Below are 14,256 nucleotides of genomic sequence, written 5' to 3' on the forward strand. Positions count from 1 at the left end.
GTGCTCGATCAAGATCAGACCCCGCCCGGCGACGTCCTGGTGGACGTCACCCCCGCCGCCCCGACCCCGCCCCCACCGCCGCGCTCCCGCCGCAGGCTCTGGCTGACCCTGGCCGCACTCGGGGTCGCCGGAGTCACCACCCTCGCTGTGGTCTTCGCCGACAACATCGCCGCCTTCGGTGCGTACCGCTACAGCCCGCCGAAGGACTTCCTGGGGCTGCCGAGCGTCCCCGCGGAACGGCTCCCCAAGATCTCGCCGCTCCTGGCCGATGCGAAGGTCAGCGGCTACCAGGCCGCGGACAGGACGCGGACCGTCCTCCTGGCTGTTCGCGAGCTCCCCTCCATTGCGCCCTCGGCCGAGATCGACCACATGACCACACTGGCGAGCACCGGCCAGCACGTCGTGGGCCTGCGCACCGTCGATCCGGGTGACCGCGACGGCGTCATGAGATGCGGTCACGGCACCGACATGAAGAAGGCCGGGAAGCCCCAGGACCTCGGGTTCTGTACCTGGGTCGACGGCAGCATGGCGGCCATCTACATCGAGCACTACGACGACATCACGCTCGACAGCGACACCCTCGCCGACCACGCCCGCACGTTCCGCCACCTCGCCGAGGTCCCGTCCTAGCAGGGCCGGCGCCTCACAGCTCCAGCACCAGGACATCGTGCTCCGCCGCGCCCTCCCACGGAACCGCCGCGCCCACCCTGCGGTAACCCCACCCCCGATAGGCGGCCTGGGCCGCCGTCGCCTCCGGTCGGCTGTTCAGCATCACGCGCCGGCTCTCCAACCCGTCCACCAGCGCGCGGTGCATCGCGGTGGCGACGCCCCGCCTGCGCCAGGCGGGGCGTACGGCCAGCTCGAACAGGCCGAAGGTCCGCTTCCCGTCCTCGTGGCGAAGCTCCTCGGGGACGGGCACCGATCTCACCTTGGGGCCGCCGTGCGCCTGGGCCAGATCCCTGGCGGCAGTAGCCGCAGCCACTGCTTCCCAAGGGCGTCGCTGTTCGACGGCAAGCATGGACAGCTTGTCCAGTGATCTCACCTCCAGCAACGGATCGCCGATCAGCCGTGCCGAAGCCAGTGCCTCGGTGCAGGCCGCCCGGGCTTGCGCCGGGCGGCCTGCGTCGAACTCGATCCACCCGAGATGGGAGTGCAACGTGCCGGACAGCGTGTGCAACTCCCGCCCAACCCGTTCGAGATACGAACCGACGGTCATCGCCTTCTCGACCTGCCGCAGGACGTGCAAGGCCGCCTTCTGCGCGACCTTGCCGCCCTGGGAATGGTCAATGGCATAAAGGCCGGACACCTGTGACTGCAGGAACTGCACGTCCGAAGCCGCGATTCGCCGCCCCCGAACAGAAGGAAGGGCGGTGGCGCCCAGAATCGCGCCCACATCCACGACGAACTGTCGACGATCCACGTCCTCATGGTGCCCGCTCGCCGGGGCGCTGTGCGTCCTGGCCGATGACGCCGAGCTGATTGTGTCCGAGCTGGTCGGGAACGCCGTCAAGACGGGCTGCCTCACCTTCATGACGGTCAGGATCCGTCGGGTCGCGGCCCGAATCGTGCGGATCTCGGTGCGGGACGGCTCCCGCAGCATGCCGGTCCTCATCGAGGCGGGCGAGGACGAGGAATGCCACCGGGGCCTTGCCCTGGTCCACAAGCTCACGCGCGGCCAATGGGGTGTGACCCCGGACGAGTTCGGCAAGACGGTGCACGCCGATCTCCGTGTGCCGCCCGACTGATCCCCTACGCCGTCCATCCATGACAACCGCACCCCGGTCCTCGGCGGGCTAACGTCGGCGTGATGCCGAGCTGGGGGTCAGAACGTGATCTTTCCCGATGACGAGTCGCTCGCGGAGTGGTACGCGGCCCGGGCCGAGCGGGGCCGGCCGGAGGGGACGCGGGATGCCATCGTGCTCGTACCGGGGGACCGGCGGGAACGGCATCCGTTCGAGGACGTTCCGCGGCTGGTGGTGGAGTGGGACGGGCGGGTCTGGCGGCCGGTGGCGGTGGCGGCTGACTTCTCGGAGGCTTATCCGCTGATCGTGCGGCGGGGCGGGGAACTGGTCGAGGCGCAGGACGATACGCCGGTGGCGTTGTTGCGGAAGGGGAGCGGTCGTCATCGGCGGTCGCTTCCTCCGTCTGGCTGACAGGTGCGGGTCGGAGCGCGTTTTGGCGTGGGGGAGTTCGGCGTGTTGCGGCAGTGTCGGGATGGATTTTGTCCTGATAGGTGAGAGGCGGCCGGGCATGGCTCATGCCGATACGAATTCGAGTACGGGAGCCTCCGGGCATACCGGGCTCAAGCGCGAGGTCGGGGTCGCCGGGCTGCTGTGGGCCTCGGTCGGCGCGATCATCGGCTCCGGGTGGCTGTTCGGGGCGCAGAAGGCGGCGGTGGCGGCGGGGCCGGCGGCGTTGGTGTCGTGGGGGGTCGGCGCGGTGGCGATCATCCTGCTGGCGCTGGTGCACGCCGAGCTGGGTGGGCTGTTCCCGGTGGCGGGCGGGACGGCGCGTTATCCGCACTACGCCTTCGGCGGGTTCGCGGGGATGTCCTTCGGCTGGTTCACCTGGCTGCAGGCGGCGACGATCGCGCCGATCGAGGTGCAGGCGATGATCAACTACGCCCAGCACTGGTCCTGGGCGGACGGCCTGCTGAACAAGAACCTGACGCTCACCGCCGCAGGGTTCGTGGTCGCGGCCGCGCTGATGGGTGTCTTCGTCGCGATCAACTTCCTCGGCGTCAGGCTCCTCGCCCACACCAACAGCGTGGCCACCGTGTGGAAGGTCGCCGTCCCGATCCTGACCATCTTCGCGCTCGGGATCACCGAGTTCCACGGCTCCAACTTCAGCGTCCACGGCTTCGCACCCGACGGCGCCAAGGGCGTGCTCGCCGCGATCAGCACCAGCGGGGTGATCTTCGCGCTGCTCGGCTTCGAGCAGGCCATCCAGTGGGCCGGCGAGAGCCGCAACCCCCGGCGGGACATCCCGCGCGCCGTCCTGGGGTCGGTGGTGATCGGCACGATCATCTACGTCATGCTCCAGGTGGTGTTCATCGGCGCCCTGCCGCCGGACACCTTCGCCGGCGGCTGGGGCACGCTCACCTACCCCGGCATCAGCGGACCGTTCGCGGGCCTCGCCACCCTGATCGGCCTGGGCTGGCTGGCCACCGTCCTGTTCATCGACGCGATCATCTCGCCCGCCGGCACCGGGCTGGTCTACATGACCTCCAGCTCGCGGGTGACGTACGGCCTGAGCCGCAACGGCTACGCCCCACAGGCCCTGCAGTACACCGACAAGCGCTCGGTGCCCTGGCTGGGCCTGATCATCGCCTGGGTCGCCGGGGTGATCTGCTTCCTGCCCTTCCCGAGCTGGCAGCGGCTGGTCGGCTTCATCACCTCGGCCGTCGTGCTGATGTACGCGGGTGCGCCGCTGGCCTTCGGCGTGCTGCGCAAGCGGCTGCCGGGGATGGAGCGCTCGTACCACCTGCCCGGCGGCACGATCATCTCGCCGCTGGCCTTCGTGGTGGCGAGCCTGGTCATCTACTGGTCGGGCTGGGACACCCTGTGGCGCCTCGGCCTGGCGATCGTGATCGGGTACGTGCTGCTCGGCGGCTACTCCGCGTACGCCGCGTCCAAGGGAGTGCCGAACGCGCCGCGGATGGACTTCAAGGCGGGGCAGTGGCTGCCGGTCTACCTGGTCGGGATGGGGATCGTCTCCTGGCAGGGCACCTTCGGCGCGGGCTCGCAGGGGAACCTGCCGCTGTGGTGGGACATCGGCGTCGTGGTGGTGTTCTCGCTGGTCGTCTACTACTGGGCGCTGGCAGTCGCGCTGCCCACGGAGGAGATCGAGCGGAACATCCGGGGCGTCGAGGTGGTGGACGCCGGCGGGCACTGAGGCGTCCCGGAGCGGGTGCGGCCCCCGGAGGACGTCCTCCGGGGGCCGCAGTGCTGTGTCCTCAGGCGTCGACGGTCGCGCTCCAGGCGGCCTCGGCGGCGGCCAGGGCCGGCTCCGCGGCGGCGTTCGTGGCCGTCGCCAGGCCGGTGAGGCAGGCGCGGACGGTGTCCAGCGTGGCCGCCGGGCCGTAGTGGTTGATCCGGAGCATGGAGGCGGCCAGCGCGCCGCCGCCCGGCTGGACGGGCAGGGCCGGGTCGAGGCGGGCGGCGAGTTCTGCCGCGTGCAGGCCGTCCGGGATGCGCAGGGTGGTGGCGACCGGGGCGGCGTGGGCGTCCTCGGTGACGAAGGGGGTCAGGGTGCCGAGCGCGCGGACGCCGGCCCGGGTGGCGGCCGCGGCGGCGCGGTGGCGGGCGATGACGGCGGGCAGGCCGTCGGCGGCGATCCGGTCCAGGCAGGCGCCGAGCGCGAGCATCTCCAACTGGGCCGGGGCGTGCGGGAGTACGGCGCGACCGGCGTCGGTCCAGCGCTCCTTCCAGTCGAGCAGCGACAGGTAGGAGCGGCGCGGCGCGGCCGGGTTGGCGGCGATCCGCTCCCAGGCGCGCTCGGAGACCGAGACGGCGGACACCCCGGCCGGGCCGCCCATCGCCTTCTGGCCGCCGATCACGCACAGGTCGATGCCCCACGCGTCGGTGAGCAGCGGCTCGGCGGCGACGGAGGCGACCGCGTCGAGCATCAGCAGGGCGCCGTGCTCGCGGACCACGGCGCCGATCTCGGCGACCGGGTTGGTGTTGCCGGTGGCGGCCTCGGCGTGGACGAGCGAGACGAAGTCGATCGCCGGATCGGCGTCCAGGGCCTCGGCCACCTGCCGGGCGCTCACCGCGCTGTCGAAGGGGACGGCGAGGTCGACGACGGTCGTGCCGCAGGAGCGCAGCCAGTTGCCGAAGGTCTGCCCGTACGGGCCGGTGACGATGTTGAGCGCGGTGGAGCCCGGGTGCGCGGCGCCGCGGATCGCGGCCTCCAGGGGGAGGAGGGCCTCGCCCTGGGTGACGATGACGTCGGCCTCGGTGTGCAGCAGCGCGGCCACCTGGTCCTCGATCGCCGCGAACTCGGCGGCGCTGAGCGGGGGGAGGTCGAGGAAGGGACTCACGGCTTCACGGCCTTTCGCGGGGCTTTCGTCTACGGGGTGGTGGGTGCCGGAACGAGTGTGCCGCATTCTTGCTGCTTACACGTGGCGCCCCCCGTCGATAGAGTGCGGCCATGAGTGATGGTGCGGTGCTGCACGTGCGGGGTCGGGTGCTGGTCGGCCCGGAGGACGTCCGGGACGAACTCTGGGTGGTGGACGGCCGGGTGAGCTTCACCCGTCCGCCGTCCGCCGGGGACGTGCGCACGGTGACCGGCTGGGTGCTGCCGGGCCTGGTGGACGCGCACTGCCACGTCGGACTGGACGCGCACGGCGCGGTGGACGCGCAGACCAGCGAGAAGCAGGCGCTCACCGACCGTGACGCGGGCACCCTGCTGATCCGCGACGCGGGCTCGGCCGCCGACACCCGGTGGATCGACGAGCGCGAGGACCTGCCCCGGATCATCCGCGCCGGGCGGCACATCGCCCGCACCCGCCGCTACATCCGCAACTACGCGCACGAGATCGAGCCCGGCGACCTGGCCGCGTACGTCCGGGCCGAGGCCCGGCGCGGGGACGGCTGGGTGAAGCTGGTCGGCGACTGGATCGACCGCGAGCGCGGCGACCTCACCGCCTGCTGGCCCGGCGACGCGCTGGCCGAGGCGATCGCGGCGGCGCACGAAGAGGGCGCGCGGGTCACCGCGCACTGCTTCTCCGCGGAGTCCCTGCCGGACCTGCTGGCGGCCGGGATCGACTGCGTCGAGCACGCCACCGGGCTGACCGAGGAGCTGATCCCGGTCTTCGCCGAGCGCGGCGTAGCCATCGTCCCGACCCTGGTCAACATCGCCACCTTCCCGGACCTCGCGGCCGGCGGCGAGGCCAAGTTCCCGGCCTGGTCCGCGCACATGCGGCGGCTGCACGAGCGCCGGTACGACACCGTGGGCGCCGCGCACGACGCGGGCATCCCGGTGTTCGTCGGCACGGACGCGGGCGGCTCGCTGGCACACGGGCTGGTCGCGGACGAGGTGGCGGAGCTGGTGAAGGCGGGGCTGAGCCCGGCCGAGGCGCTGTCAGCGGCGAGCTGGGGTGCGCGGCAGTGGCTGGGGCGGCCGGGCCTGGAGGAGGGCGCGCCGGCGGACTTCGTGGTGTACGCGGAGGACCCCCGGGCGGACGTCCGGGTGCTGGCAGACCCGCGTCTGGTGGTGCTGCGGGGGCGGCCGGTCGGCTGACGGTCAACCGGTTGGTCGACCGGTTGGTCGGCTGGTTCGTCGGCTGGTTCGTTGACCGGTTGGTCCGGTTGCCGGGAGGGCTGCCGGGAGGGCTGCCGTGAGGGCCCTCCGGCGGGCCCTTGATCACATGATCATCCGCTGAACGCCCTGTCGGTGTAGGCCGATAGGGTGGCGACCATGGCACCGCGTCCACTGAATGAGATCGTCGAGCCCGGCTGGGCCACCGCCCTGGAACCCGTCGCCGGACGGGTCGCCGCGATGGGCGACTTCCTGCGCACCGAGCTGGCCGCCGGCCGCACCTACCTGCCCTCCGGCCCGAACGTGCTGCGGGCCTTCCAGCAGCCCTTCGCCGACGTGCGGGTGCTGATCGTCGGGCAGGACCCGTACCCGACCCCCGGCCACGCCGTCGGGCTCAGCTTCTCGGTGGCGCCGGAGGTGCGGCCGATCCCGGCGAGCCTGATCAACATCTACCGGGAGTACGGCACCGACCTCGGCCTGCCGCAGCCGTCCAACGGCGACCTCACGCCGTGGACGCAGCAGGGCGTGCTGCTGCTCAACCGCGCGCTGACCACCGCGCCGGGCAAGCCCGCGGCGCACCGGGGCAAGGGCTGGGAGGACGTCACCGAGCAGGCGATCCGGGCGCTGGTGGCGCGCGGGGGGCCGCTGGTGGCGATCCTGTGGGGGGCCGATGCCCGCAGGCTGCGGCCGGGGCTCGGACAGGTCCCGGCGATCGAGTCGGCGCACCCGAGCCCGATGTCGGCCGACCGCGGCTTCTTCGGCTCGCGGCCGTTCAGCCGGGCGAACGAGCTGCTGGTGCGGCAGGGGGCGCAGCCGGTGGACTGGCGGCTGCCGTAGGGGTGCCGCCCCTGTAGCAGAGTCGGGTCAGCCCGGAACGTCAATCTCACTCCAACGGGTGAAATGACGTTCTGTGTTGCAGATGTGACGGATTGTTCGAGAAGACTGGCGGCTCATCGTTTCATCTGTGTGGGGGTACCGCCATGTCTTCTCGCCGAATTGTTTCCGCAACCGCCGTCGTGCTGGTGAGCACCGCCCTCACCGCCGGGCCCGTCCAAGCGGCTCCTGTCGCTCCTGCCGCCCCGGCTGCTTCGGCCGTCCCGTCCACCGCGCCCTCCCCGGGCAAGGCGCGCGCCGTCACCGCCGAACTCGCCCTGGACGTCAAGCTGTTGAACAACGCCGTGGACGTCCCGGTGAACATCGCGCTGAACAAGGTGGAGTCGCCGGCCCAGAGGGACGGCTCCGTACTCACCGCCACTGTGGACGGCGTCGACCAGCAGGGTCCGGTCACCCTGGTCAAGGCGGACGTCGGCAAGTCCGTGACCCGCGTCGACGCCAAGGGCGCCGCGGCCTCCGTCAAGCTGGTCAACGCCGACGTGCACGCCCCCGGCCTGCCCGCCACCGCGCTGCTCGGCCTGGAGGCCATGAGCGCCGAGGTGACCTGCCCGGTGGACGGGCCGCCGACGGCGGACGTGGTCGCGCCTGCCAAGCTGACCGTGCTCGGCAAGCCGGTCACCGTCGGCCTGTACGGGCCGACCAGGGTGGACGTGCCGCTGATCGGCAGCGTGTCGGTGGAGTTCTCCAAGAAGACCACCACCACGACCACCGCCGCCGCCTCGGCCCTGGAGGTGCAGGTGGAGGTGAACCCGCTGAACCTGAACGTCGCCAAGGTCACCGGGAAGGTCACCGTCGCCTCGGTGGGCTGCGAGAAGCCCACGGCGCCGTCGGCCGGCCCGTCCGCCGTGAACACCCCGAACGCCCCGAGCACCGCGCCCACCGCCCAGCCGGTGGCCGATGCCACCACCTCGCGCGCCGCCGTCCCGCAGGCCGGGGCGGTGAGGTCCGCGCAGCCGGAACGGCTGGCCACCACCGGCGGCAGCAGCGCCACCGGCCCGCTGGCAGCCGGGGCCGCGGCCCTGGTCGCGGGCGGGGCGGCCGCACTGTGGGCCACCCGGCGCCGCCGGGCCGCGCACGCCCGACGGCCCTGAGTCGGCGCGGTGTCGGGGCGGTGTCGGGGCGCCAGGAACGCCGCAGTACCCGGGCACCGCAGGCACCGGAGGCACCGCGCGACGCGGGAGTGCCACCCCCGGCACTCCCGCACCGTGACCGTGCCAACGCGGACGGTTGGTTCACATGCGCGTTACATGAGAGGAACAACCGGGAAACGGCGGCTTGCGACGCTACGCGGGCACCCACCACCCAGTAACGCGAGGGACAAGCCGTGGCAATCAAGGCCGAGTACATCTGGATCGACGGCACCAAGCCGACCGCGAAGCTCCGTTCCAAGACTCGCGTCCTGCCGAACGCCGACAAGATCCCGACCTGGGGCTTCGACGGTTCCTCGACCAACCAGGCCGAGGGCCACGCCTCGGACCGCGTGCTGGACCCGGTGAAGGTTGTGCCGGACCCGATCCGTGGCGGCGACAACATCCTGGTCCTCTGCGAGGTCCTGGAGACGGACGGCACCCCGCACGAGTCCAACACCCGCGCGCTGCTCCGTGAGGTGCACGAGAAGTTCGCCGCTCAGGAGTCGATCTTCGGCATCGAGCAGGAGTACACCTTCTTCAAGGGCTCCCGCCCGCTCGGCTTCCCCGAGGGCGGCTTCCCGGCCCCGCAGGGCGGCTACTACTGCGGCGTCGGCGCCGAGGAGGTCTTCGGCCGCGAGATCGTCGAGCTGCACCTGGACCGCTGCATCGACGCCGGCCTCGCCATCTGCGGCATCAACGCCGAGGTCATGCCCGGCCAGTGGGAGTTCCAGATCGGCCCGGTCGACTCGCTGACCGTCTCCGACGACCTGTGGATCGCCCGCTACCTGCTCTACCGCACCGCCGAGGAGTTCGGCATCGACGCCACCCTCGACGCCAAGCCGGCCAGGGGCGACTGGAACGGCGCGGGCGCCCACACCAACTTCTCCACCCGGGCGATGCGCGAGGGCTACGACGCCATCATCACCGCCTGCGAGTCGCTCGGCGCCTCCCAGGAGAAGGTGCTGGAGCACGTCAGCCAGTACGGTGACGACATCCAGTCCCGCCTCACCGGCAAGCACGAGACCGCCCCGTGGAACGTCTACAGCTACGGCGTCTCCAACCGCGGTGCCTCCGTCCGCATCCCGTGGCAGGTCGAGGTGGAGCAGAAGGGCTACATCGAGGACCGCCGCCCGAACGCCAACATCGACCCCTACGTGGTCACCCGCCTCCTGATCAACACCTGCTGCGAGGCCCTGGAGAAGGCCGGCCAGGTCTGATCCACCGCCCCAGAGGCACGCACGACGCCCGCAGGCCCTCCCCCGCCGGGGAGGGCCTGCGGGCGTTCGCGCACTCGGGCGTCGGCGGGCTTCCCGGCTGCCGAGGCGTGGCACCCGGGGGTGGCCGGGGTGACGGTCGCAGGATCGTTGAACTCGGTTGGCCACTGTGACGCCCAGCACGGCCGGTACGCCCGGCACGCCCGGTGCACGCGGCCGGAGGGCGGCGGCAGGTGGCAGGCGGAAGGTGGCAGGCGGGCAGGCAGGCAGGGCCCGATCGTGACCGGCAAATCGCTGGTCAACCGCCCTTGCCGGACCGAGAATTCATGGCATGACCCAGCAGCCGCTACTCCTCCTCGACGTGGACGGACCGCTCAACCCCTTCGCCGCGCCGAAGCGGCGGCCGGACGGCTACCGCACCTACCGGCTGCTGCCCGGCTGGTGGGTCGCGAAGCAGGAGCGGCAGGCGGCCGCGCAGGCCAGGCTGGCGACGCGCGCGAAGCACGCGAAGCGCCCGGCCGGCCGGGTCAAGCCGCTGCGGGTGTGGCTGAACCCGGCGCACGGGCCCGAGTTGCTGGCGCTGCCGTACGAACTGGTGTGGGCCACCGGGTGGATGAGCGAGGCGAACACCCACATCGGGCCGCACATCGGGCTGCCCGAACTCCCGTACATCCGCTGGACGGAGATGTTCGGCGAGGATCCGGACGGGCTGCACTGGAAGACCCGGGACGTGGTCGCCTGGGCGGCCGGGCGGGCCTTCGTCTGGGTGGACGACGAACTCGGCCCGCAGGACGCCGAGTGGATCGCGGCGAACCACCCGGGACCGGCGCTCACCCTGCACGTCAACCCCCGCATAGGCCTGCTGGCCGACGACTTCGCGGCCCTGCGGGAGTGGGCGGCCGCCGCATGACCGGGCAGCCGCTGCTCCTCCTCGACGTGGACGGACCGCTCAACCCCTACGCCGCGCCCAAGACCCGTCGCCCGGAGGGCTACCGGACCCACCGGCTGCTCCCCGAGTCGTGGGTGGCCCGCCACGCGCCGCAGCCGCGCGGGCGGGTGAAGCCGCTGCGGGTGTGGCTGAATCCGGCGCACGGGCCGGAACTGCTCGCGCTGCCGTACGAACTGGTGTGGGCGACCACCTGGATGGACGAGGCCAACACCTTCATCGGGCCGCGCATCGGGCTGCCCGAACTCCCGTACATCCCTTGGACGGAGATGTTCGGCGAGGATCCGGACGGGCTGCACTGGAAGACCCGGGACCTGGTCGCCTGGGCGGCCGGGCGGCCGTTCGTCTGGGTGGACGACGAACTCGGCCCGCAGGACATCGAGTGGATCGCGGCGAACCACCCGGGACCGGCCGTGGCGCTCTGGATCGATCCCCGGTTCGGCCTGCGCGAGCTGCATTTCGAGGCGCTGCGGGAATGGGCGGAGGAGGAGCAGTGAGCGGTACCGGCATGCGCGTCGGGGGTGGCATCGGCACGGTCGAGCGGCTGCGGCGCTACCCCGTGAAGTCCCTGCTGGGGGAGGAGCTGGACGCGGCCGACATCACCGGCCGGGGGCTGGCCGGTGACCGGGAGCGCGCGCTGCTCGACCTGGCGACCGGGCGGGTGGCCAGCGCCAAGCACCCCCGGCTCTGGTCGGGCCTGCTCGGGTACGCGGCGGCGGCCACGGCGGACGGCGGCGTGGCGATCACCGGTCCGGACGGGCGCGGCGCGGACGAGGCGGAGCTGTCCGAGGCGCTCGGCCGCAAGGTTGCGCTGGTCGCCGAACGCCCACCCGGCGCGACGGTCGAGCGGGCCGTGCCGGAGGAGGTGCTGGCGCACGGCATCGCGGCCGAAGTCGACGTCACGGTCAACGAGTTGGGCCGCGCCGCGCCCGACGGCGGGTTCTTCGACTTCGCTCCGCTGCACCTGATCACCACCTCGACACTGCGCGCCACCGGCTCCGAGGCCGAACGCTACCGGCCGAACCTGGTGATCCGCACCGAGGGTGAGGGCTTCGTCGAGAACGCCTGGGTGGGGCGGGAGCTGGCCATCGGCCCGACGCTGCGCCTGCGCGTCCTGGCGGCCACCCCGCGCTGCGCCGTCCCCACCCTGCGGCACGGCCCGCTGCCCCGCCGTACCGAGGCCCTGCGCATCCCGGCCGAGCGGAACCGGGTGGTCCCGCTGGAGGGCATGCCGGAGCTGCCCTGCGCGGGGGTGTACGCACAGGTGCTGGTGCCCGGGCGGATCCGGACGGGCGACGAGCTGAGGCTGGAGGGGCTCAGGCTGGAGGAGAGTGGCTGAAGGAGCTGAGGCTGAAGGAGCGGGGCTGAACGAGCTCAGGTTGAACTGAGTACTGCCCCAAGGGCCTTGAGGAACCGGTCGGTGGTGTCCTGGTCCCGGACGGCGATCCGCAGCCACTCCTCGCCGAGCCCCGGGAAGGTGTCGCCGCGCCGGACGGCGAAGCCGTGCTCGCGCAGCCGCTCCCGGACGGCCGCCGCGTGCGGCAGCCGGACCAGCACGAAGGAGGCCGCCGGTTCTCCGTACATCCGCACCTGCGGGAAGGCGGCCAGGCCCTTCACCAGGTGGTCGCGCCAGAGGACGAGTTCGGCGGCGGCCCGGTCCGCTTCGGCGAGCGCCGCCGGGCCGCTGCAGGCCTCGGCGGCGGCCAGCGCCGGGGTGGAGACCGGCCAGAGCGGCTGGGCGGCGGCGAGTTCGGCGATCAGTGGCGCGGGCCCGAGCACATAGCCGATGCGCAGCCCGGCCAGCCCCCAGGTCTTGGTGAGGCTGCGCAGGACGACGACCCGGCCGGGCAGGTCCCGCACGGAGGCGAGGGACTCCCGCTCGCCCGGCACGGTGTCCATGAACGCCTCGTCCACCACCAGGGTCCGCCCCGGCCGGGCGAGCGCGGCCACGGCCTCGGCCGGGTGCAGCACGGAGGTCGGGTTGGTCGGGTTACCGAGGACGACCAGGTCCGCCTCCTCGGGGACGGCGCCGAGTCGGAACCCGTCCTCGGGGGAGAGCAGTGCCCGGTGTACCCGGTGGCCGGCATCCCGCAGTGCCGCCTCCGGTTCGGTGAACTGCGGGTGTACGACCACGATGTGACGGGATGTCAGAGTGCGGGCCAGCAGGACGAAGGCCTCCGCCGCACCCGAGGTGAGCAGCACCTCCTCGACCGGGCGGGCGTGCCGGGCGGCCACCGCGGCGCGGGCGGTGCTCTGGTCGGGGTAGGCGGCGAGGTCGCCGAGGGTGGCCGCGAGGCGCTCGCGCAGCCAGGTCGGGGGCGTGCCGGTGCGGACGTTGACGGCGAGGTCCACCAGGCCGAGACCATCGGCGCGGACCTCGGCGTCGCCGTGGTGGCGCAGGTCGGGTTCGGGGGCGGTCACGCGGGGTCTCCCTGGTACTGAGTGGGGTGGGCGGAGGCGGTGGTGGCGCCGGCCGTGCCGTCGGCGGTGACGGCGGGCGGTCCGGGCAGGCGGTGGAGCTCGTACGGGCCGGGCGGCACGGTGAGTCCGGCGCCGTCGCCGAGGACGACCAGTGCGACGGTGTGTCCGTGGGCGGCGAGGTGCGCGGCGGCTCCGGCGGGGTCCAGGGGTGCCCCGGAGCCGTCCGCCGTCGTCCCGGCGGCGACGTCCACCGCGATCCGCCGGGTCGTCGGCCGGAGCAGCCCGGCCACCGCCTCGGCTGCTGCGAGCTTCTCGACCGCTGCGAGCGTCTCGAACGCCTCGGGTGTTCCCACTACCGCCGAGGCGCCGCGCAGTTCGGCGAGCGCGCCCGGCGTCGGCAGATCGGGATCGTCTGACCCGAGGCCGACCAGGGCGAGCCGCCCGCGCAGCGTCGCCCGGGCGATCGCCACCGTCGCGGTCGCCGACTTCCGCTTGGCGACCACGAGCCGGCCGCCCGGCGCGCCGGCCAGCGCCGCCGCCTCGGCGACGCTCGCCGTGCCGACGGCCGCCCCGACCGCCTCGGACGGGTTCGGCACCGCCACCTCCGCCAGCTCCTCCGCCGGGTACTCGTCCACCGGCACCCCGCCGAGGCAGAACGCGGCCCAGCGCACCGCCGGGTGGTCCGCCTTGCCGGCCACCGTGGCCAGCCGGGCCACCGCCGAGCGGGCCAGGCCGGCCTCCACGAGCGTGGCCGCCAGCAGCCGCATCGCCTCGGTCCGCCCGGCACCGCCGGTGGCGCCGATCCCGACGACGAGGGTGCGCGGGAGCACCAGCACGTCGCCGTAACCCGGGTCCTCCCGGTCGGTGACCCGCAGGATCGGGGCGTCCTCGGGCAGATCGGCTGTCTCGGGCGCGTCGGCCGCCTCGGGCACGTCGGCCGGCTCGGCCCGGACCCCCGGGGGCGGCCCTGCCGGTGGCGCGTGGCCGGTGGGGACGGGGGTGACACCGAGGGCGGCCGCCACCTCGACGGACAGCTCCTCCGCGGCGTCCCCGCCGGCCATCGGGATCACCCAGCGCCGCTGCGGGTCCACGCAGAGCAGGGCGGTGCCGCGCGGAAGGTCGACGAGGCCGCCGGTCAGCAGGGAGACGACGGTCGGGAGCGGGGCGACGGCGACCACGAACCGGTACCGGAGGAGGGCGAAGTCCAGGACGTCGGGCGGCTGGGAGCAGTTGCCGCGGTAGGCCTGGTGGACGTGGCTGCTCTCCGGCCAGCGCGCGTGCAACTCGTCGGCGAGCGGGCGGCCCGGCCCGTCGATGGCGACCAGTCCGATCACGTACCGCACTCCTTGCCGTTCCCGGCCCTCCGGCAGCGGGCCCCCGCGATCCCACC

At 73.2% G+C, this 14,256-nt stretch carries 15 protein-coding genes; 11 read left to right on the forward strand and 4 right to left on the reverse strand.

The genetic code is table 11. The annotated features are described in order from the left end of the window. Positions 1–630: a hypothetical protein gene (locus tag ACIBEC_RS35120; protein WP_360499526.1), complete on the forward strand. Its 630-nt coding sequence runs from the start codon at positions 1–3 to the stop codon at positions 628–630. A 13-nt stretch (positions 631–643) separates the two neighbouring features. Here ACIBEC_RS35120 and ACIBEC_RS35125 read toward each other — a convergent pair whose 3' ends face one another. Beyond that, positions 644–1,420, reverse strand: a complete 777-nt coding sequence (locus ACIBEC_RS35125) for a GNAT family N-acetyltransferase (RefSeq protein ID WP_360499528.1) — start codon at positions 1,418–1,420, stop codon at positions 644–646. Here ACIBEC_RS35125 and ACIBEC_RS35130 point away from each other — a divergent pair. The 3 genes from ACIBEC_RS35130 (at position 1,371) to ACIBEC_RS35140 (ending at position 3,894) form a co-directional block, all read left to right on the forward strand. Continuing rightward, positions 1,371–1,745: an ATP-binding protein gene (locus ACIBEC_RS35130; protein WP_360499530.1), complete on the forward strand. Its 375-nt coding sequence runs from the start codon at positions 1,371–1,373 to the stop codon at positions 1,743–1,745. The two genes, ACIBEC_RS35125 and ACIBEC_RS35130, sit on opposite strands and share 50 nt — an antisense overlap. A gap of 84 nt (positions 1,746–1,829) precedes the next feature. Continuing rightward, a complete protein-coding gene (locus ACIBEC_RS35135) occupies positions 1,830–2,153 on the forward strand; it encodes a DUF6087 family protein (RefSeq protein WP_360499532.1) in 324 nt (107 codons plus the stop codon). A 97-nt stretch (positions 2,154–2,250) separates the two neighbouring features. Beyond that, complete coding sequence (locus tag ACIBEC_RS35140) at positions 2,251–3,894, forward strand: APC family permease (protein WP_360499534.1); 1,644 nt, start codon at positions 2,251–2,253, stop codon at positions 3,892–3,894. A 61-nt stretch (positions 3,895–3,955) separates the two neighbouring features. On the opposite strand, the gene ACIBEC_RS35145 is transcribed toward ACIBEC_RS35140, so the two are convergent. Continuing rightward, on the reverse strand, positions 3,956–5,041 hold the full coding sequence (locus ACIBEC_RS35145; RefSeq protein ID WP_360499536.1) for an aminotransferase class V-fold PLP-dependent enzyme: 1,086 nt from the start codon (positions 5,039–5,041) through the stop codon (positions 3,956–3,958). Positions 5,042–5,151: 110 nt separating this feature from the next. Here ACIBEC_RS35145 and ACIBEC_RS35150 point away from each other — a divergent pair, with 110 nt between their 5' ends. The 7 genes from ACIBEC_RS35150 (at position 5,152) to ACIBEC_RS35180 (ending at position 11,784) form a co-directional block, all read left to right on the forward strand. Continuing rightward, positions 5,152–6,243 (forward strand): amidohydrolase family protein, encoded by a 1,092-nt coding sequence (locus ACIBEC_RS35150; RefSeq protein ID WP_360499538.1) that lies wholly within the window; start codon positions 5,152–5,154, stop codon positions 6,241–6,243. A 177-nt stretch (positions 6,244–6,420) separates the two neighbouring features. Continuing rightward, positions 6,421–7,098 (forward strand): uracil-DNA glycosylase, encoded by a 678-nt coding sequence (locus ACIBEC_RS35155; protein ID WP_360499540.1) that lies wholly within the window; start codon positions 6,421–6,423, stop codon positions 7,096–7,098. A gap of 143 nt (positions 7,099–7,241) precedes the next feature. Next, the gene (locus ACIBEC_RS35160; RefSeq protein WP_360499542.1) at positions 7,242–8,246 is read left to right on the forward strand and encodes an SCO1860 family LAETG-anchored protein; all 1,005 of its coding nucleotides are present in this window, start codon (positions 7,242–7,244) and stop codon (positions 8,244–8,246) included. A gap of 233 nt (positions 8,247–8,479) precedes the next feature. Continuing rightward, positions 8,480–9,502, forward strand: coding sequence for a glutamine synthetase (gene glnII, locus ACIBEC_RS35165; protein ID WP_360499544.1), 1,023 nt, complete (start codon positions 8,480–8,482; stop codon positions 9,500–9,502). Positions 9,503–9,830: 328 nt separating this feature from the next. Further along, the gene (locus tag ACIBEC_RS35170) at positions 9,831–10,409 is read left to right on the forward strand and encodes a hypothetical protein (protein WP_360499545.1); all 579 of its coding nucleotides are present in this window, start codon (positions 9,831–9,833) and stop codon (positions 10,407–10,409) included. Beyond that, complete coding sequence (locus ACIBEC_RS35175) at positions 10,406–10,942, forward strand: hypothetical protein (RefSeq protein ID WP_360499547.1); 537 nt, start codon at positions 10,406–10,408, stop codon at positions 10,940–10,942. The genes ACIBEC_RS35170 and ACIBEC_RS35175 overlap by 4 nt, the downstream gene beginning before the upstream one ends. Continuing rightward, positions 10,939–11,784: an MOSC domain-containing protein gene (locus tag ACIBEC_RS35180; RefSeq protein WP_360499549.1), complete on the forward strand. Its 846-nt coding sequence runs from the start codon at positions 10,939–10,941 to the stop codon at positions 11,782–11,784. Before ACIBEC_RS35175 ends, ACIBEC_RS35180 begins: the two co-directional genes overlap by 4 nt. A 35-nt stretch (positions 11,785–11,819) precedes the next feature. Here the strand turns inward: ACIBEC_RS35180 and cobC are convergent, their stop codons facing one another. Next, complete coding sequence (gene cobC, locus ACIBEC_RS35185) at positions 11,820–12,866, reverse strand: Rv2231c family pyridoxal phosphate-dependent protein CobC (protein WP_360499551.1); 1,047 nt, start codon at positions 12,864–12,866, stop codon at positions 11,820–11,822. Further along, positions 12,863–14,200 carry a cobalamin biosynthesis protein gene (locus tag ACIBEC_RS35190; RefSeq protein WP_360499553.1) on the reverse strand — a complete coding sequence of 446 codons (1,338 nt, stop codon included), beginning with the start codon at positions 14,198–14,200 and terminating at the stop codon, positions 12,863–12,865. The genes cobC and ACIBEC_RS35190 overlap by 4 nt, the downstream gene beginning before the upstream one ends. Positions 14,201–14,256: the final 56 nt, after the last annotated feature.

Origin of the sequence: Kitasatospora sp. NPDC051164 (assembly GCF_044455625.1) — a bacterium.
In the GTDB taxonomy this organism is placed as follows: Bacteria; Actinomycetota; Actinomycetes; order Streptomycetales; family Streptomycetaceae; genus Kitasatospora.